Here is a 17,712-nt window from a genome sequence, read left to right as displayed (position 1 = left end):
GACATCACGCTCACCGCATTCCCGTTCCGGAGATGCCCTGCACGAAATAGCGCTGCAGGAACAGGAAGAGCAGCAGCACCGGCAGCATCACGACGATCGCACCGGCGAGCATGAGGCCGTAGTCCGTGACGTGGGCGGCGGCCTGGCTGGTGGCGGCGAGGCCCACCGGCAGCGTGTAGGTGGACATGCTCTGGGCGACGATGAGCGGCCAGATGAAGTTGTTCCACGAGGTGAGGAACGACATGATCGTGATCGTCGCGACGGCGGGGCCCGCCAGCGGGAGGAAGATCCGGAAGAAGATCCGGAGCTCGCCCGCGCCGTCGATCCGGGCCGCCTCCAGCAGTTCGTCGGGGATGGACATCGCGTACTGCCGCATGATGAACACCGACATGGGCATCGCCACGCCGGGCAGGGCGATACCGGTGAGGGTGTCCGCCAGGCCGAGGTCGACGGTGATCACGAACTGCGTGACGAAGACCGCGGTGAACGGCACCATCATCGCCGCCATGACCGCGCCGAACGCGAGCCTCCTGCCCGCGAAGTCGAGTTTCGCGAGCGCGTAGCCGGCGGCCGACGCCGCGACGATGTTGCCGGCCACCACGAGGACCGCGACCACGACGCTGTTGGCCATGAACCGGCCGAAGCCCTCGGTGGCGAACAGCCGCACGAAGTTGTCGAGAGTGACATGGTGCGGGAGCCAGGCACCGGGGTCGGACCGGATCTCGTCGAGACCGCGCAGCGAGCCGCTGATCACCCAGGCGAACGGCAGCATCGTGAGGAGCGCGCACAGCACCAGCGCGCCGTACAGCAGCGGCCGGGCGACGGACCGGGAGCGCACGGCGCCCCGGTCGGTGGCGGTTTCGGCGTTCCGCAACGCGGCGACGGCGGTCATGCGCGGGGCCTCAGCAGCCGGAACTGGACAAGACTCACCAGGGCCACCATGACGAGCGTCACGAAGGACGCGGCCGAGGACATCCCGAACTCGCCGGCCCCGAACTGGTGGTAGGTGTACAGCGCGACGGATTCGGTGGAGCCGAGCGGGCCGCCGTTCGTGAGCAGGTACGGCTCGTCGAACACCTGGAGGTAGAAGACGGTCAGCAGCACCGACACCATCAGGGTGGTCGGCAGCAGCAGCGGCAGGGTGATGTGCCGCAACTGCCGCCACGGTCCCGCCCCGTCGAGGGAGGCGGCCTCGTACACGTCGTCCCCGATCGCCTGCAGACCGGCGAGGAACAGGACCATCGCGGTGCCGAAGTTGCGCCAGACGCCGAGCAGGATCACCACGGGCATGGCGAGGTCCGGGTCGTCCAGCCAGTTCGGTCCGGCGAGGCCCGCGGCGCCGAGCACCTTGTTGACGGTGCCGTCGGCCTGGAAGGCGTACTGCCAGATCAGGGCGACCGCCACGACGTTGGTGACGACCGGCGCGAAGAAGAGCGTGCGGAACGTGCCGCGCAGGCGCCGGATGCCCGAGTTCAGCGCGAGGGCCAGTCCGAAGCCGACCCCCATGGTCAGGGGCACCCCGACGACCACGAACAGGACGGTGTTCCGGATGTCGCGCAGGAAGCTCTCGTCCTGGAACAGACGGACGAAGTTGTCCAGGCCGGTGAAGTCGACCGCGAGCGGATGCCGCAGATCCGTGCCGCGCAGGTCGGTGAGGCTGAAGCCGAGCGCGGCGACGGTGGGGACGGCCGTGTAGAGCAGGAACACCAGGGCGAACGGCGTGAGGAACAGCCAGGCGACGGCCGTACGACGGGCGCGCCGCCGGGTGCCCACAAAAGGCGTGATGGTCATCCGCGGCTCACTTCGCGCCCGTGCCGAGGCTCTCGGCGTACGACTGGATGTTCGCGGCGGCCTTCTCGGCGGTCGCCGTCCCCTTGGCCACGGCTTCCATCTCCTTGCCCATGCGGGTCGCGATCTGCTGCCAGGTGGTGACTCGCGGGAACGTCCGGGTGTTCTTGAGCTGGGTGAGGAACGCGTCGAGCAGTGGCTGGTTCTTGATGGCGGGGTCGTCCCAGGCGGAGATGACCGCCGGCAGCGAGCTGTACGCCTCGTACTGCGCGACCTGGGTGCTGGGCTTCGCGATGTGCCGGACGAGCTTCCACGACGCGTCCGCGTTGCCGCTGTCCGCGAGCACCCCCCAGCTGCCTCCCGCGGAGAAGGAGACGCTGCCCGACGAACCGGCCGGCAGCGGTGCGGTGGCCACGTGGGACGCCGTCCAGCCGTCCCTCTTCGCGGCGGTGTCGAGCTGCCCGACCACCCACGGCCCGGTGATCATCGTGGCGGTCTTCCCGCTGACGAAGTACGGCTGCGCGTCGAGGAACGTGGGCGTGGCGGTGTCGGCGACGCCCGAGGTGAAGAACGACGCGTTGTACTTGAGCGCGTCGACCATCGCGGGTGTGTCGAGCGTCCACTTCCCGCCGGCGGAGAGCAGCGAGCCACCGGCCTGCCAGGCGTACATCGCCACGTCCTGGCCGTTGAAGAGGTCCCAGCCGTTGTCGGCCCCGAGGCCGTGCCTGGCGCCGGCACCCTGCAGCGCCTTGAAGAACGGCACCATCTCGTCCCACGTGGCCGGCGCCTCGACGCCCGCCTTCTCGGCCAGGTCGGAGCGGTAGACGAGGGCGTACGTGTAGGCGTACCAGGGCACCGTGTAGGCCACGTCGTCGACCACACCCGCGTCCCACAGGCTCTTGAAGAAGCCGGCCGGGTCGACGAGGCCGTCCGGAACGGCCCGGAGGATCGACGGATCGAGGAACTGCGACTGCGACTCGGGGAAGAACTGCGCCACGTCGGGCCCCTTGCCCGCCGCGATCGCCGCCTGGAGCTTGGTGTAGTACTCGGCGTTCGGGATCAGCGTGAACTTCACGGTGACCTCGGGGTTCGCGCTCTTGAAGGGCTTGATGACCTTCTCCAGCACATCGGCGTCGCCCTGGGCGGCCCAGACGCTGATGGTGCCGGTGGCCGGGGAGTCGTCGATCGGCTTGGCGGAGGCTTTCGCGGCGGCGGTGCCGTCCTCGCGCCCACAGCCGGTCAGGCCGAGGGTGCCGAGGACGGCCATGCCTGCGGTCAGCTTCAGGGCACCGCGTCTGGAGAGGTTGGGCACCTTGGGCTCCTGGGATTTCAGGGGGAAGTAGCTTTTTCGGTCCGACGGACCCAGGAGCGAAGCTATGAGCGATGCATTTCGGCCACATGCACGGAGCCGTCCCGAATAATTTCGGAACGTGTAGCGAAATCAGCGAGGGTGCCCGAGCCGCGCGGGGGCCGCCGCCCGCCTTCCGCGAGACGGAAGAGGCATTGCCGTGCCGTGACGCTCTTCCGGATGATGACGCCATCACAGAGAGACGGAGCCGCTTCCATGCCTCACACCACCGCCTTCGCCAGGAACCAGTGGTACGTCGCCGCATACAGCCACGAGGTCGGACGCGAGGAGTTGCTCGGCCGGACGATCCTCGGTGAGCCGCTCGTCTTCTACCGCACCGAGGAGGAGGGGACGCCCGTCGCGCTGCACGACCGGTGCGTGCACCGCCGCTATCCGCTCTCCAAGAGCGGACTCGACGGCGACCGCATCGTCTGCGGCTACCACGGCTTCACGTACGACAAGACGGGCGCCTGCGTGTACGTGCCGGGGCAGAAGCGCGTCCCGCGCACCGCCCGCGTCGCCTCCTACCCGGTCGTCGAGCAGGACTCCCTGGTCTGGGTGTGGATCGGCGACCCGGCGCTCGCCGACCCCCAGGCCATCCCCCGCGCCCGCCACCTCGACTCCCCCGGCTGGGTGACCGTACGCGGCATGGAGCCGATCGACGCCGACTACGGCCTGCTGGTCGACAACCTCCTCGACCTCTCCCACGAGACGTATCTGCACGGCGGCTACATCGGCACCCCCGAGGTCGCCGAGACGCCGATCACCACCGAGGTCGACGAGGGCGCCGGGATCGTACGGGTGAGCCGACACATGGACGACGCGGAGTGCCCGCCGTTCTACGCCCGTTCCACCGGTATCGAGGGCCGGATCACGCGCTGGCAGGACATCGAGTACCACGCGCCCTGCCTCTACCTGCTGCACAGCCGGATCGCGCCGGTCGGTGTCGTGCCCGAGGCGGACGGCAGCGACCCGAACGGCTTCCACACCGAGATCACGTACGCCATCACGCCGTCCGCCGACGGCAAGGTGTACGACTTCTGGATGGTCTCGCGCGACTGGGCCACGCAGGACGCCGAGGTCACGGAGTTCCTGCGGGGCAACAACCACACGGTCGTCATGCAGGACGTCGACGCGCTGAACCTGCTCCAGGAGACGCTCGGCAGCGAGCGCACCGGCTACCAGGAGCTGAGCATCAACATCGACACCGGCGGCCTCGCCGCCCGCCGTATCCTCGCCCGCCTGGTCGAGGAGGGCGAGAAGCCGATGGAGAAGGTCCAGTGACCAGCCCCACCGGTGAGGTCTACCGCATCGACTGGCTGCCCGGCACCGACATCCTGCACGGCACCTGTCACTGCGGCCGCGAGCACACCTCGCAGGACCCGATCGAGATGTGGGAGTGGATGCTCGCCCACCCACAAGGACACGAGCCGCAAGGACACGAGCCGCAAGGAACCAGCTCATGACCCTGTACGAAGCCGAACTCGTCGTCGCGCAGCGGGAGTTCGCGGCCGACGGAGTGCTCGCCCTGACTCTGCGCCACCCGCTGGGCGAACCGCTCCCGGCCTGGGAACCCGGCGCGCACATCGACGTCGTGCTGGGGCCGGACCTGGAGCGGCAGTACTCGCTGTGCGGCGACCCCGCCGACCGGGACGCCTGGCGGATCGCCGTCCTGCGCGAGCCGGACGGGCGCGGTGGATCCGCCCATGTGCACGGGCAGTTGGGGCAGGGCGACAAGGTACGGGTGCGCGGTCCGCGCAACCACTTCGCCCTGCGCCCCGCGCCCCGCTACCGCTTCGTCGCGGGCGGCATCGGCATCACGCCGATCCTGCCGATGCTGGCCGCGGCGGAGGCGGCGGGCGCCGAGTGGACGCTGCTGTACGGCGGTAGGAGCCGTGAATCCATGGCGTTCGCCGGGGAGTTGGCCCGCTACGGGGACCGCGTCACGATCGCCCCGCAGGACGAGACCGGCCTGCTGGACCTGGCCCCGGTGCTCGACGACGTCCCGGAGGGCACCCTCGTCTACTGCTGCGGTCCCGGACCGCTCCTCGACGCCGTGGAGGCCCGCTGCCCGGCCGGGGTGCTGCAGGTCGAGCGGTTCCAGCCCAAGGAGCAGGAGACCGGCGAGAACACCGAGTTCGAGGTCGAGCTGGCGCAGAGCGGCCGTACCCTCACCGTCCCGAAGGACGTCTCCGTGCTCGACACCGTGCGCGCCGCCGGCGTCGAGGTGCTCTTCTCCTGCACCGAGGGCACCTGCGGCACCTGCGAGACCGACGTCCTCGAAGGCACCCCGGACCACCGGGACTCGGTACTCACGGACGAGGAGCGGGAGGCCGGGGAGACCATGCTCATCTGTGTGTCCCGGTGCCGGGGGAAGCGGCTCGTCCTCGACCTGTAGACAGCCCGAGGTCGGTCTCGATGCCGGCGACCGCCGCCAGCAGGGGCGGCAGCAGGTCCCGGCGCACCGACGCCAGGGAGTTGCGGCTGACGTGCACCGGGATGTTCACCGCCGCCACCACCTCGCCGCCCCGGTCCCGCACCGGGGCGGCGATCGAGCGCAGCCCCTCCTCCAGTTCCTGGTCGACGAGGGCGTACCCCTGCCGGCGTACCCGGTCGAGCTCGGCACGCAGCGCTTTCACCGACACGATGGTGCGGGCGGTCAGCGGACGCAGGTCGGCGCGGGCGAGCCGCGCCTCAAGGTCCCCCTCCGGCAGATGGGCGAGGATCACCCGGCCCACGGAGGTCGCGTGGGCCGGGAAACGGGTGCCGACGGTGATGGCCGCGGTCATGATGCGGCGGGCGGGCACCCGGGCCACGTACACGACGTCGTCGCCGTCGAGTACGCACAGGGACGACGACTCCCTTGTGCGTTCGACCAGTTGCTCCAGATGCGGTTCGGCGATCTGGGGCAGTGAGAAGCTCGACAGGTAGGAGTAGCCGAGCTCCAGCACGCGCGCGGTGAGCCGGAACGCGCGGCCGTCCTGGTGGACGTAGCCGAGGTCGACGAGGGTCAGCAGCAGCCGGCGGGCGGCCGCGCGGGTCAGGTCGCAGGTGCGGGCGACCTCGCTGAGCGTGCGCTCCGGATGCTCGGCGTCGAAGGCCCGGATGACGGCGAGCCCGTGCTCGAAGGACCTCACGAAGTGCGCTGCGCGGACCGGCTCGGACATCGTGGGGCCTCCAGAACTGTCGACAATGTGGTCAGCCGGCCCAATTGGCCCTGAACCGTTGCGAGTTCCACCTTCCCGCTGGGCAGGCCTGCGCACTACTGTGCGGTCTGCGCACAACCTGTCGGAACACCGCTGCACCGCTGTCTGTACAGGAGGAGCCATGCGTCGTCTGTTCGCCGGTCTCACCGCCGGCGCCTTCCTGCTCGCCGGGACGGCCTGCGGCTCGTCCGACGGTGGTTCGTCGGACGCGAGCCCGTCGTCGGGCGGCACCACCACGGTCAAGGTCGGGCTCATCCCGATCGTCGATGTCGCGCCCCTCTACCTCGGCCAGAAGAAGGGCTTCTACGAAAAGCGCGGCCTGAAGCTGGAGTTGACGGCCGCCCAGGGCGGTGCGGCGATCGTGCCCGCCGTGGCGTCGGGCCAGTACCAGTTCGGGTTCTCCAACGTCACCTCGCTGATGATCGCCCAGTCCAACAGTGTTCCCGTCAAGGCCGTCGTCAACGGCATCGCCTCGACGGGCGTACAGGGCAAGGACTTCAACGGCCTCGTGGTCAAGAAGGGCAGCGCCATCACGTCGCCCAAGGAGCTGGAGGGCAAGAAGGTCGCCATCAACACCCTCAAGAACATCAACGAGTCCGCGGTGCGCGAGTCGGTGCGCAAGGCGGGCGGTGACCCCGACAAGGTGAACTTCGTCGAGCTCGCCTTCGACCAGATGCCCGCGGCCCTCGACAAGGGGCAGATCGACGCCGCGAGCGTGGTCGAGCCGGCGCTCGCCACCGTCAAGAGCCAGGGCGGTGTGGAGATCGACTCACCGCTGATCGACGTGGCTCCGGACCTGACCGTCGCCATGTACTTCACGTCGGCGCAGTACCTCCAGCAGAACCCGGACGTGGTGAAGAAGTTCAAGGAGGCCACCGCCGAGTCCCTCGCGTACGCCGACAGCCACCCGGACGAGGTCCGCGAGGTCGTCACGACGTACACGAAGATCCCGGCGTCGGTGCTGGCGCAGGTCACCCTGCCGAAGTGGCCGGCCGAGGCGAACCGCGCCTCCATCGAGGCGCTGGCGAAGCTCGGGGAGCAGGACGGGCTCTTCAAGAAGACCCCCGACCTGGACGCGCTCCTGCCGTGAGGGGCGAGAACGCGGTCCTCGGCGCCGCCGGGCTCGCGGCCTTCCTCGCCCTCGGCGAGGCGGTGCCGCGGCTCGGCCTCGTCAAGGAGGCCTACTTCCCGCCGACCAGCCGCATCGCCGGCGCCTTCGCGGACGAGCTCGCCGACAGCGCCTTCTGGTCGGCGCTCGGCGACACCCTCACCGGATGGGCGCTGGGCCTCGCGATCGCGGCCTGCGCGGGAATCGTCGCCGGTGTGGTGATCTCCGTGGTCCCGTACCTGCGCGAGGCCACCGCCTCGACGATCGAGTTCCTGCGCCCGATCCCCTCGGTCGCACTGATCCCCCTGGCGGTGCTGCTGTACGGCACCGAACTGCGCTCGGTGCTCCTGCTCGTCGTGTACGCCTCCTTCTGGCAGATCCTCATCCAGACCCTCTACGGCGTCCAGGACGTCGACCCGGTCGCCGAGGAGACGGCACGGTCGTACGGCCTCGGCACCTGGGCGCGAGTCCGGTACGTGCTGTGGCCGACCGCGCTGCCGTACGTGATGACCGGGGTCCGGCTGGCGGCGGCCGTCGCCCTGATCCTCACCATCACCGCCGAACTCGTCATCGGGGCACCGGGGTTGGGCGCCCGGATCGCGGTCGCGCAAACCTCGCAGGCGGTGCCGGAGATGTACGCGCTGATCGTGGTCACCGGTCTGCTGGGGCTGTTCATCAACGTGGGCGCCCGGACGGTCGAGCGACGGGCCCTGGCCTGGCACCAGTCGGTGCGCGGGGAGGTGGCGGTGTGAGGCGCGTGTTGCTGCGGCTGTTCTTCGTGTTCGCCCTGCCCGCGCTGCTCGTCGCCGTCTGGTGGCTCGCGTCCGACAACAGCACGGACGTGTTCTGGCCGCCGCTGCGCACGATCATGCAGACCTTCCCTGAGGTGTGGACCGGCGATCGCCTCAGGGACGACGTCCTGCCCAGCGTGCTGCGGCTGACGGGCGGCTACGCGCTCGCGGCCGTCGTGGGGGTGGCGCTCGGCACGGTCATCGGCTCCTACCGGCGGGTCCGCGCGGTGTGCGAACCGGTCCTGGAGTTCCTGCGGGCGGTGCCCCCGCCGGTCCTCGTGCCGGTCATCATGCTGTTCGCCGGCATCGACGACACGATGAAGGTCACGGTGATCGCCAGCGGCTGCGTGTGGCCGATCCTCCTCAACACCGTCGAGGGCGTCCGAGCGGTCGACCCGGTGATGACCGAAACGGCACGCTCGTACGGCATCAAGGGACCCTCGCGCCTGACGAACCTGGTGCTGCGCTCGGCGAGCCCGCAGATCTTCGCCGGCCTGCGCCAGGCGCTGTCCATCGGCATCATCCTGATGGTCATCAGCGAAATGTTCGCGGCCAGCAACGGCCTCGGTTTCACGGTCGTCCAGTTCCAGCGCAGTTTCGCGATCCCCGGCATGTGGACCGGGATCCTCGTCCTCGGCCTGCTCGGCTTCCTGCTCTCCGTCGTCTTCCAATTGGTGGAGCGGCGGGTCCTGGCCTGGTATCACGGCCTGCGCGCCGCAGCCCGGCGGTCCCCGTGAGTTACCTGAAAGGGCGGTCCATGCTCGACGTACGCGGCCTCAAGAAGGTCTACGAGGGGTCCGGCCGCCGGGTGGAGGCGGTGCGCGACCTCACCTTCACCGTCGAGGCCGGCGAACTCGTCTGTCTCGTCGGACCGTCGGGGTGCGGCAAGACGACCCTGTTGAAGTGCATGGGCGGACTGCTGACCCCGACGAGCGGTGAAGTCCTCCTGGAGGGACGGAAGGTGAACGGCCCGCCGCCCGGGATGGCGTTCGTCTTCCAGGAGTACGGACGCAGCCTGTTCCCCTGGATGCGGGTCGCGCAGAACGTCGAACTACCCCTGAAGCAGAAGAACCTGACCGCGTCGCGGCGCCGGGAGCTGGTCGCGGACGCGCTGCGGTCGGTCGGACTCGCGGACGCCGCCGACGCCTACCCCTGGCAGCTGTCCGGCGGTATGCAGCAGCGGGTCGCCATCGCCCGCGCGCTGGCGTACGAGCCCCGGGTGCTGCTGATGGACGAGCCGTTCGCGGCGGTGGACGCGCAGACCCGCGCCGACCTGGAGGACCTCGTCCGGGGACTGTGGCGGCAGCGCGGGATCACGATCCTGTTCGTCACCCACGACATCGACGAGGCCGTGTACCTGGGCGAGCGGGTGGTCGTCCTGTCCGCCTCCCCCACCGTGGTGCGGGAGCAGCTGAAGGTCGACCTGCCGGACGAGCGGGACCAGTTGCACACCCGGGTCGCCCCGCGCTTCGCCGAGTTGCGGACCCATGTGTACGAGCAGATCCAGGCGGCGAAGCGCGGCGCGGGTGCCGCCAGGACGGACACGCCGCCCCCTCACTGAACGGCGCTGTGTGCGTGGGGGGGGAGGGCCGGTCCTCGTGGTCGCCGTGCTTCTCCTCAGCCGCGGGCCGCCCACAGACCGCGGACGTGGCCGAGGTGACGGGTCATGACCTCGTGCACCGCGTCCGCGTCACGGGACAGCAGGGCGTCGAGGAGTTCGAGGTGCTCCTCGGCGGAGCCCAGCAGGCGGCCCCTTTCCAACAACGCGGTGAGGCCGTAGAGGCGGGAACGCTTGCGCAGGTCGCCGACCACCTCGACGAGGTGCACGTTGCCCGCGAGAGCGAGCAGCCCGAGGTGGAAACGCGTGTCGGCTTCGACGTAGGCGATGAGGTCACCGGCCACGGCGGCGTGCACGATCTCCCGGGCGGCCGGGCGCAGCGCCTCCAGCGAGACCGGGTCGGCGGTGCGGGCCAGCTCCACCACCGTGGGGATCTCGACGAGCGCGCGGATGTGGGTGTACTCGTCGAGCTGCTTCTCGGAGACGGCAGTGACCCGGAAGCCCTTGTTGGGGACGGTGTCGACCAGGCCCTCCTTGGCCAGGTCCAGCATCGCCTCGCGCACCGGCGTCGCGGAGACGCCGAAGCGGGCGGCGAGCGTGGGCGCCGAGTACACGTCGCCCGGACGCAGCTCACCGGCGATCAGCGCGGCCCGCAGTGCGTCCGCGACCCGCTCGCGGTAGCTGCTCTTCTTGCCGCCGAGCACGGGCAGGGCGGGGGCGGCGGCGGACGGGGCGCTGGTGCGCTCGACGGCGGTCAAGGGGTGTCTCCTAGCTGTGCAATGTCACGCGTTACGGGTCATCGTCCTCGACCTCTAGAGGACGAACCCGGCCGGGAAGGGGTCGGTCGGGTCGAGCAGGTACTGGGCGGTGCCGGTGATCCAGGCGCGGCCGGTGAAGCTGGGCAGGACGGCGGGTAGTCCGGCGACCTCCGCGGTGCCGAGGAGACGGCCCGTGAACCGTGTCCCGATGAAGGACTCGTTCACGAACTCGCTGTGCAGGGGCAGTTCGCCCCGCGCGTGGAGTTGCGCCATGCGCGCGCTGGTTCCGGTCCCGCAGGGTGAGCGGTCGAACCAGCCGGGGTGGATCGCCATCGCGTGCCGTGAGTGGCGGGCGGTGGCGCCGGGCGCGTACAGGTGGACGTGGTGGCAGCCGCGGATGGACGGGTCCTCGGGGTGGACGGGCTCCTCCTCGGCGTTGATCGCGTCCATGAGGGACAGGCCGGCCTCGAGGATGTCGTCCTTGCGGGCGCGGTCGAAGGGCAGTTGGAACTGTTCAAGGGGCAGGATGGCGTAGAAGTTGCCGCCGTACGCCATGTCGTACGTCACCGTGCGCCCGTCGGCGAGCGTGATCTTGCGGTCGAGACCGACGGCGAAGGACGGGACGTTCTTGAGGGTGACGGCCTTGGCCGCGCCGTCCTCCACCGCCACCTCGGCGACGACCGGGCCGGCCGGGGTGTCGAGCCGGATGGTGGTGACCGGCTCGACGACCTCCACCATCCCGGTCTCGACGAGCACGGTCGCCACGCCGATCGTGCCGTGTCCGCACATGGGCAGATAGCCCGAGACCTCGATGTAGACGACACCCCAGTCGCAGTCGGGGCGGGTGGGCGGCTGGAGGATGGCACCGCTCATCGCCGCGTGACCGCGCGGCTCGTTCATCAGGAGCTGCTTGATGTCGTCGCGGTGCTCACGGAAGTACAGGCGCCGCTCGTTCATGGTCGCCCCGGGGATCGTGCCGATGCCGCCGGTGATCACCCGGGTGGGCATGCCCTCGGTGTGCGAGTCGACGGCGTGCAGGACGAGTTTGCTGCGCATGACGCTCCTGGTGGACGTGACGGACCGAGGGGACCGCTACGCGAGTCCGGCCGCGACCGCCTTCTCGGTGGCGGCACGGACCGCGGCGGCCTGCTCGGGCAGCAGCGGGACGCGCGGCGGGCGCACCGGGCCGCCGTGGCGGCCGACGATGTCCATGGACAGCTTGATCGCCTGCACGAACTCGACCTTGGAGTCCCAGCGCAGCAGCGGGTGCAACTGCTCGTACAGCTTCCTGGCGGTGCCCAGGTCGCCGCCGACCGCCGCGCGGTACAGCTCGACGCTCGCGGCGGGCAGTGCGTTCGGGTAGCCGGCCACCCAGCCCTTGGCGCCGGCCACGGCGAGCTCCAGCAGGACGTCGTCGGCGCCGATCAACAGGTCAAGTTCCGGGGCGAGTTCGGCGAGCTGGTAGGCGCGGCGCACGTCGCCGGAGAACTCCTTGACGGCGTGGATGCTGCCCTCGCCGTGCAGCTTGGCGAGCAGTTCGGGCACCAGGTCGACCTTGGTGTCGATGGGGTTGTTGTAGGCGACGACCGGCACACCGGCCTCGGCGACCTCGGCGTAGTGGGCGAGGACGGAGCGCTCGTCGGCGCGGTAGGCGTTGGGCGGCAGCAGCATCACGGCGGCGCAGCCCGCGTCGCGCGCCTGCTCGGCCCAGCGGCGGGCCTCGGCGGATCCGTAGGCGGCGACGCCGGGCATCACGCGTTCGCCGCCGAGGGCGGCCACGGCGGTCTCGACGACCTTGGACCGCTCTTCGGGCGTGAGCACCTGGTACTCGCCGAGGGAGCCGTTCGGAACGACGCCGTCGCAGCCGTTCTCGACCAGCCAGGCGCAGTGTTCGGCGTACTTGCCGTGGTCGACGCCGAGGTCGTCGTTCAGCGGGAGGGCGGTGGCGACGAGGACGCCGCGCCAGGGGCGAGTCTCGGTGGTGGTCATCCGGGGTCCCATCTGAATAGGGTGTGACATTTTACTGAGCGGTCGGGAACTGGAACAGCGGGCTGGAGTTGGGCTCAGTCCTCCTCGGACTCTCCGGCGCGGGCCAGCACCCCGAGCGGCACCGGGCGGGCGAACGGCCCCCGGCACGGGGCGAGTTCGCACCCGGCGAGTCCCGCGACCGCGGGCCCGCACACCCGGCCCTGGCACCAGCCCATCCCGGCACGCGTCAGCAGCTTCACGGTGCGCAGGTCGTCGGCGCCGAGTTCCGTCACGGCCTCACGGATCGCACCGCCGGTGACCTCCTCGCAGCGGCAGACGACGGTGTCGTCGGTGACCTGCTCGGCCCAGTGCGCGGGCGGCGCGTACACCCGGTCCAACGCGGCGGAGAAGGCCCGCAGCCGGGTGCGGGTCCGCACGGCCGCCGCCCGGTCGCGCGGGTCGGGTTCGGTGCCGTGCAGGCGGGCCGCGACGGAGCGGCCGGCGATCTGTCCCTCGGCGAGAGACAGGGCCGAGCCGCCGATGCCGGTGGTCTCGCCCGCCGCCCACACGCCGGGTACGCCGGTGCGCTGTTCGTCGTCGACATGGACGTTCAGCCCGTCGAGGCGGCAGCCCAGGGTGTCGGCGAGGTCGGTGTGCGGCAGCATGCCGTGGCCGACGGCGAGGGTGTCGCAGCAGACGCGCCGCCCGGTGCCGGGCCGCACGCGCCCTTCCGCGTCGAGCTCGGCGACGGTCACCGCCTCCAGCCGCTCGGTGCCGTGCGCCTCGACGACGGCATGCCGCGCGAGGAGCCGCACCCGACGGCGCAGCAACCGGGTCGCGTACCGGGCGCCTTCGGCGACCTTGCCCGGCTGGGCGGCCAGTGCGCGGGCCCGCCACAGGAACGCCTTGGGGTCGGCGGACTCGACCAGCGCGGCCACCTCCACCCCGGCCGCGGCGAGGCCGGTCGCCACGGGCAGGAGCAGTGGCCCGGTCCCGGCGACGACGGCGGTGCGGCCGGACACCGCGAGGGAGCCCTTGAGCATGGCCTGGGCGCCGCCCGCCGTGATGACGCCGGGGAGGGTCCAGCCGGGGAAGGGCAGCACCTTCTCGTAGCCGCCGGTGGCGAGGAGGACGGCGTCGGCGCGCACCTCGACCGGATCCTCCTGGTCGGGGCCGAGCAGGGCGTGGACGGTGAAGCCCTCGTCGTGCCGTTCCACGAACCAGACGTGATGGTCCGCCAAGTGCCGTACGGCGCCGGCCGTCACGTGGGTGCGCAAGCCGTCCCGCAGTCGCTCCCAGGTGCGCCACTGGTGGTGCAGGGCCTGCGGGCGGCGGGCGCGCAGTCCGGCGGCGGGCCGGCGGTAGAACTGCCCGCCCGCCTCCGCGGCCGAGTCGAGCAGCGTGACGCGTACCCCTTGAGCCGCCGCCGCGACGGTGGCGGCGAGACCGGCCGGCCCCGCGCCGATCACCGCGAGATGCGGCCGGTCAGTCATCGTGTCCCGTCCCCTCCTGCGTACGGATGGCGTCGCCCGGGTGCAGGGGCATCAGGCAGGCGCGTCGGTTCGGGCGGTCGTTGACGGTCACCAGGCAGTCGAAGCAGATGCCGATCCCGCAGAAGACCCCGCGCGGGCGGCCCTCGCCGCGAGTGCTGCGCCAGGAGGTGACACCGGCCGCCCAGAGCGCGGCGGCGACCGTCTGCCCGGGCAGTGCCTCGATCTCGCGGTCGTCCAGGGTGACCGTGAAGGCGGGGCCGGGGCGGGCCCCTGCCAGGTCCAGGGGAGAGCTCACGCGGCCTCCTCGGTGAAGCGGTCGGGCCGGAACGGAGTCAGGTCCAGGTCGGTCGTCCGCGCGGTCAGCGCCTGAGCGATCAGGTGCCCGGTACCGGTGGCGAGGCCGATGCCCGCGCCCTCGTGGCCGCAGGCGTGGTGCAGGCCGGGGACGCGGGGGTCGGGGCCGATGGCGGGCAGGTGGTCGGGCAGGTAGGGGCGGAAGCCGAGGTAGGCGCGCAGGGCGCGGACCTCCGAGAGGAACGGGAACAGCCGGGTCGCGCCCGCCGCCAGGGCCTTTGCGACCGGCAGCGAGAACGTCCGGTCGAATCCGACGCGTTCGCGGCTCGCGCCGATCAGGATCGGGCCGGCCGCCGTGCCCTCGACGACCGGCGAGGTCTGCAGGGCCGCCGAGTCGCTGGCCACGTCGGCCACGTAGTCGGCGGCGTACACCTTGTGGCGGACCATGCGCGGGAGCGGTTCGGTGACCAGGACGAAGCCGCGGCGCGGGAGGACGGGCAGGGACGTTCCGGCGAGGGCGGCCAGATCGGAGCCCCAGGTGCCGGTCGCGTTGACGACCGCGGGGGCGTGGATGTCGCCCTGGTCGGTGCGGACTCCGCGCACGGCTCCGTCCGGGGCGCGCGGGACGCCGGTCACGGTCCTGCCGGTGAGCAGGCGGGCGCCCGACGCGCGGAGCAGGTGGGCGGCGGCCAGGGCGGGCATCACCTGGCAGTCCTGGGGGTAGTGGACGGCTCCCGGCAGGCCCGGAGCGAGGTGGGGTTCGAGGTCGTGCAACGCGTCGCCTCCCACCGTTTCGGCGACGACTCCGGCGGCACGCTGCCCTTCGGCGAAACGCTCCAATGCGGCGAGGCCACCGGGGGAAGAGGCCACGACGACACCGCCCTTGGCCTCGTACTCGACGAACTTCCCGTGTTCCTCCTCGAGTTCGCCCCAAAGGCGGCCGGAGAGCAGTGCGAGCTCCAGCTCCGGCCCCGGTTCCTTGTCGGAGACCAGAAGGTTGCCCTCCCCGCGGCCGGTCGTGCCGCCGGCCACCGGTCCGCGGTCGACGACGGTGACATCGAGGCCGACCCGGGCCGCGTACAGGGCGCAGGCGGCCCCGACCATTCCCGCTCCGACGACCACGACATCGCAGGTCAGTCGCTTACTCACGACAGTACTATGTCACATAGCTCTCTATCGGGGAACGTTGCCCACATGCGGAAGGCACAGGCGTCGACGTGCAGGACACGCACATTGACGAGGCACCGTCGGCGACCTGAACGCCGACGGTGCCCGTCAGACCTCGGGGACGGGCACCACGCTGAGGTGGCTCGCCGGACGGCGCGGACGCACCGTCCGTCGCGCCGGGGGCGCCGCGCGGCGGGCGGAGCGCAGGACCAGCGTCAGCCGGCTGTAGCCCATCTCCGCCAGGGTCCTCGGCGTCTCGTCGACGACCCGGCACTCGGTGACGCCCCAGCGCGGATCGGGGTGCTTCAGCGGGCGGACCGCGCCGTCGAGTGCGACGGCCTGCTCGCCGACGGCGCGGATCCAGTGCGGCAGGCCCTGCCGGTAGGCGGCCTCCATGATCGGATCCTGGGCGATGTCCCGGCGGATCGACTGGAGTCCGTGGTCGTGGCCGTGTCGCTCCACGGCGGCGGCGAAGTGCGCCAGCATCGGCAGGCACCAGCGCGACTCGTGCTCGCCGAGGACCTGGCTCGCGTCCGGGTGGAAGAGGACGAATCGCAGGAAGTTGTCGTCCGGCATCGCCGTCGGATGGGGACCCACACCGCCGAAAAGTGACGCGAAAGCGGTGTTGGCCAGGACGACGTCCCAGCGGTGGTCGAGGACGACGGACGGAAAGGAGACGGCATCCAGAAGGGTGGCGTAGTCCTGGAGATACGCCTGTGCCTCAAGACTCTCGGGGACGGGCCGCGGTACCGACGGCTGCCCACCTGCCTGATACGCCATCGGGAGGTCACCCCTCTTGCCTATGCGGCCTTCTCGCGGCGGTGTTGATCCTGCTGCCCCGACGCAAGTCGTGTCAACTATCGTGGCATTCCGCGGCTGTTGACGGCTGAAATTGGCCACAGTTGTGGCGAGACCTGGATGTGAGTTCGAACAACCCGATACTCTCCGGGATGTTCACGGCAACCGCTTGTGAGAAGCCAGTGAGAAACGTAGGAGATCTGTCGGTGTCGGAAGGTCTCGAGGGTCCGGGCGACGTGGCGTCGACTGTGCTGCCGGCCGTCGTCGTCCGCGTCGCCGCGCTCGCGGACCGGCTCGGCGTGCCGCACGCGGAGGTCTTCGACACCGGCCGCCTGTCGGTCGCCTCCGGCGTGACCGAACCGGTGGTCAAGGCGTTGCTCAGCGGCCGGCCCGCGGGCGAGCCCGATGTGCAGGCACGGTTCCTGCAACGCCTGGACCTGTTGCGCCGCACCCGGCTCAAGGCGAACGGGCGCAAGTACACCCAGCAGGAGATCGCCGACGGCGCCGGCATGTCCCGGCAGCAGGCCGGCGCGCTCATCAACGGCGACCGGCGCCCCACCATGGAGCACTGCGACGCCATCCAGCGCTTCTTCCGGGTGCACGCCGGCTTCCTCACCGCCGAGGACCCCGAGGCGCTGGCGGGCACGCTGCAGCGCACCGAACAGGAACTCCTGCAGAAGCTCGCCGACCGTGAGCGGGAGGCGGCCGCGGCCGCCGTCGATCCGCTGGAGCGGCTGTTGCAGGACCACGGCGTCCGCGGGATCGCCTGGCGGGCCGCACAGCTGCCCACCGACCAGCACCGCGACAAGGTGGCGGAGTGGCTGGACATGCTCTTGGAGAGTGTCAAGCGGCCCGAGTCGTGATCCGGGGGAGAACTGTGGGCACTGGTAAGGAAATGCGCCGCCTGTGCGGCGAGCTGGTCGCGGAGCTGACCCTTCCGGCACCGGCGCGGCCCGCGGACCTGTACGGCGCCCTGTGCGACGCGATGAGCAGACGGCGCGGCCGCCCGGTCCACTTCCGGACGTCCGCCTTCCCACCCGGCACGGCCAGCGGACTGTGGCTCGACATGGCCGACCAGGATCTCGTCGTGATCGAGGAACGCACCGCGCCCGACCACCAGTTGGTGATCCTCGGCCACGAGCTGTGGCACATGAAGGCCGGGCACTGCAGCCATCACGTCGAGGGCGCGGCGGTCGCGGCCCGTTTACTGTGCGACGACGCGGACCTGCAGGCGACGGTACTGAAGGTGGCCGCCCGCAGCCGCTTCGACCAGGCCGACGAGAGAGAGGCCGAGCGCTTCGGCCTGCTCCTCGCCAGCAAGTGCCGCACCTGGCTCGCCGGTTCGTCGCTGCGGGGTCCGGTGCAGCGCGATCATCTGGCGGGCCGGATCGAGGCGTCACTCGGCTACCTGGGACCGCAGGGCTGAAGGCCGGGC

Annotated in this window: 20 protein-coding genes; 9 read left to right on the top strand and 11 right to left on the bottom strand. The window is 71.1% G+C overall.

Features of this window, described 5'->3' with window-relative positions:
* Nucleotides 1–10 precede the first annotated feature (10 nt).
* From ACFWWR_RS00805 to ACFWWR_RS00795, 3 genes are read right to left on the bottom strand one after another with little or no spacing between them, the layout of a single operon-like run.
* A complete protein-coding gene (locus ACFWWR_RS00805) occupies nt 11–892 on the bottom strand; it encodes a carbohydrate ABC transporter permease (RefSeq protein WP_383866277.1) in 882 nt (293 codons plus the stop codon).
* Entirely contained in the window at nt 889–1,791 is a 903-nt protein-coding gene (locus tag ACFWWR_RS00800) for a carbohydrate ABC transporter permease (protein WP_383866275.1), read from the bottom strand. Before ACFWWR_RS00800 ends, ACFWWR_RS00805 begins: the two co-directional genes overlap by 4 nt.
* Nucleotides 1,792–1,798: 7 nt before the next feature.
* On the bottom strand, nt 1,799–3,100 hold the full coding sequence (locus tag ACFWWR_RS00795; RefSeq protein WP_384301220.1) for an extracellular solute-binding protein: 1,302 nt from the start codon (nt 3,098–3,100) through the stop codon (nt 1,799–1,801).
* A 252-nt stretch (nt 3,101–3,352) separates the two neighbouring features.
* Between ACFWWR_RS00795 and ACFWWR_RS00790 the strand changes: the two genes are divergently transcribed.
* From ACFWWR_RS00790 to ACFWWR_RS00780, 3 genes are read left to right on the top strand one after another with little or no spacing between them, the layout of a single operon-like run.
* A complete protein-coding gene (locus ACFWWR_RS00790; RefSeq protein ID WP_383866271.1) occupies nt 3,353–4,420 on the top strand; it encodes a Rieske 2Fe-2S domain-containing protein in 1,068 nt (355 codons plus the stop codon).
* Entirely contained in the window at nt 4,417–4,602 is a 186-nt protein-coding gene (locus ACFWWR_RS00785) for a hypothetical protein (RefSeq protein ID WP_383866269.1), read from the top strand. The genes ACFWWR_RS00790 and ACFWWR_RS00785 overlap by 4 nt, the downstream gene beginning before the upstream one ends.
* Nucleotides 4,599–5,534 (top strand): PDR/VanB family oxidoreductase, encoded by a 936-nt coding sequence (locus tag ACFWWR_RS00780; protein ID WP_384301217.1) that lies wholly within the window; start codon nt 4,599–4,601, stop codon nt 5,532–5,534. Before ACFWWR_RS00785 ends, ACFWWR_RS00780 begins: the two co-directional genes overlap by 4 nt.
* On the opposite strand, the gene ACFWWR_RS00775 is transcribed toward ACFWWR_RS00780, so the two are convergent.
* The gene (locus ACFWWR_RS00775) at nt 5,485–6,303 is read right to left on the bottom strand and encodes an IclR family transcriptional regulator C-terminal domain-containing protein (protein WP_383866265.1); all 819 of its coding nucleotides are present in this window, start codon (nt 6,301–6,303) and stop codon (nt 5,485–5,487) included. The genes ACFWWR_RS00780 and ACFWWR_RS00775 overlap by 50 nt on opposite strands.
* Nucleotides 6,304–6,463: 160 nt before the next feature.
* On the opposite strand from ACFWWR_RS00775, the gene ACFWWR_RS00770 reads away from it, so the two are divergent.
* From ACFWWR_RS00770 to ACFWWR_RS00755, 4 genes are read left to right on the top strand one after another with little or no spacing between them, the layout of a single operon-like run.
* Nucleotides 6,464–7,432 carry an ABC transporter substrate-binding protein gene (locus ACFWWR_RS00770; RefSeq protein ID WP_384301214.1) on the top strand — a complete coding sequence of 323 codons (969 nt, stop codon included), beginning with the start codon at nt 6,464–6,466 and terminating at the stop codon, nt 7,430–7,432.
* Nucleotides 7,429–8,202, top strand: a complete 774-nt coding sequence (locus ACFWWR_RS00765; protein WP_383866261.1) for an ABC transporter permease — start codon at nt 7,429–7,431, stop codon at nt 8,200–8,202. Before ACFWWR_RS00770 ends, ACFWWR_RS00765 begins: the two co-directional genes overlap by 4 nt.
* Nucleotides 8,199–8,978, top strand: coding sequence for an ABC transporter permease (locus ACFWWR_RS00760; RefSeq protein ID WP_383866259.1), 780 nt, complete (start codon nt 8,199–8,201; stop codon nt 8,976–8,978). The genes ACFWWR_RS00765 and ACFWWR_RS00760 overlap by 4 nt, the downstream gene beginning before the upstream one ends.
* A 20-nt stretch (nt 8,979–8,998) precedes the next feature.
* Nucleotides 8,999–9,802 carry an ABC transporter ATP-binding protein gene (locus tag ACFWWR_RS00755; protein ID WP_383866256.1) on the top strand — a complete coding sequence of 268 codons (804 nt, stop codon included), beginning with the start codon at nt 8,999–9,001 and terminating at the stop codon, nt 9,800–9,802.
* A 56-nt stretch (nt 9,803–9,858) separates the two neighbouring features.
* On the opposite strand, the gene ACFWWR_RS00750 is transcribed toward ACFWWR_RS00755, so the two are convergent.
* From ACFWWR_RS00750 to ACFWWR_RS00720, 7 genes are all read right to left on the bottom strand, one after another.
* Nucleotides 9,859–10,557, bottom strand: a complete 699-nt coding sequence (locus ACFWWR_RS00750) for a GntR family transcriptional regulator (RefSeq protein WP_383866254.1) — start codon at nt 10,555–10,557, stop codon at nt 9,859–9,861.
* Nucleotides 10,558–10,611: 54 nt separating this feature from the next.
* A complete protein-coding gene (locus ACFWWR_RS00745; RefSeq protein ID WP_383866252.1) occupies nt 10,612–11,613 on the bottom strand; it encodes a proline racemase family protein in 1,002 nt (333 codons plus the stop codon).
* A 36-nt stretch (nt 11,614–11,649) separates the two neighbouring features.
* Entirely contained in the window at nt 11,650–12,546 is an 897-nt protein-coding gene (locus ACFWWR_RS00740; protein ID WP_383866250.1) for a dihydrodipicolinate synthase family protein, read from the bottom strand.
* 74 nt (nt 12,547–12,620) lie between these two features.
* Nucleotides 12,621–14,018: an FAD-dependent oxidoreductase gene (locus ACFWWR_RS00735; protein WP_384301210.1), complete on the bottom strand. Its 1,398-nt coding sequence runs from the start codon at nt 14,016–14,018 to the stop codon at nt 12,621–12,623.
* Nucleotides 14,011–14,313: a (2Fe-2S)-binding protein gene (locus ACFWWR_RS00730; RefSeq protein WP_384301208.1), complete on the bottom strand. Its 303-nt coding sequence runs from the start codon at nt 14,311–14,313 to the stop codon at nt 14,011–14,013. The genes ACFWWR_RS00735 and ACFWWR_RS00730 overlap by 8 nt, the downstream gene beginning before the upstream one ends.
* Nucleotides 14,310–15,461, bottom strand: coding sequence for an NAD(P)/FAD-dependent oxidoreductase (locus tag ACFWWR_RS00725; protein ID WP_384301202.1), 1,152 nt, complete (start codon nt 15,459–15,461; stop codon nt 14,310–14,312). Before ACFWWR_RS00725 ends, ACFWWR_RS00730 begins: the two co-directional genes overlap by 4 nt.
* A 126-nt stretch (nt 15,462–15,587) precedes the next feature.
* Nucleotides 15,588–16,259 carry a hypothetical protein gene (locus ACFWWR_RS00720; protein WP_383866242.1) on the bottom strand — a complete coding sequence of 224 codons (672 nt, stop codon included), beginning with the start codon at nt 16,257–16,259 and terminating at the stop codon, nt 15,588–15,590.
* A 224-nt stretch (nt 16,260–16,483) separates the two neighbouring features.
* Between ACFWWR_RS00720 and ACFWWR_RS00715 the strand changes: the two genes are divergently transcribed.
* Together ACFWWR_RS00715 and ACFWWR_RS00710 are read left to right on the top strand one after the other, a co-directional pair.
* Nucleotides 16,484–17,140: a helix-turn-helix domain-containing protein gene (locus tag ACFWWR_RS00715; protein ID WP_384301199.1), complete on the top strand. Its 657-nt coding sequence runs from the start codon at nt 16,484–16,486 to the stop codon at nt 17,138–17,140.
* 32 nt (nt 17,141–17,172) lie between these two features.
* Nucleotides 17,173–17,703: a toxin-antitoxin system, toxin component gene (locus tag ACFWWR_RS00710; protein WP_383866373.1), complete on the top strand. Its 531-nt coding sequence runs from the start codon at nt 17,173–17,175 to the stop codon at nt 17,701–17,703.
* The last annotated feature ends 9 nt before the right edge of the window (nt 17,704–17,712 follow it).

The sequence above is a fragment of the Streptomyces sp. NPDC058678 genome (genome assembly GCF_042714835.1).
GTDB lineage: Bacteria > Actinomycetota > Actinomycetes > Streptomycetales > Streptomycetaceae > Streptomyces.
The sequence above is the reverse complement of the archived record's forward strand: the minus strand, read 5'-3'. Positions and strand labels throughout refer to the sequence as shown.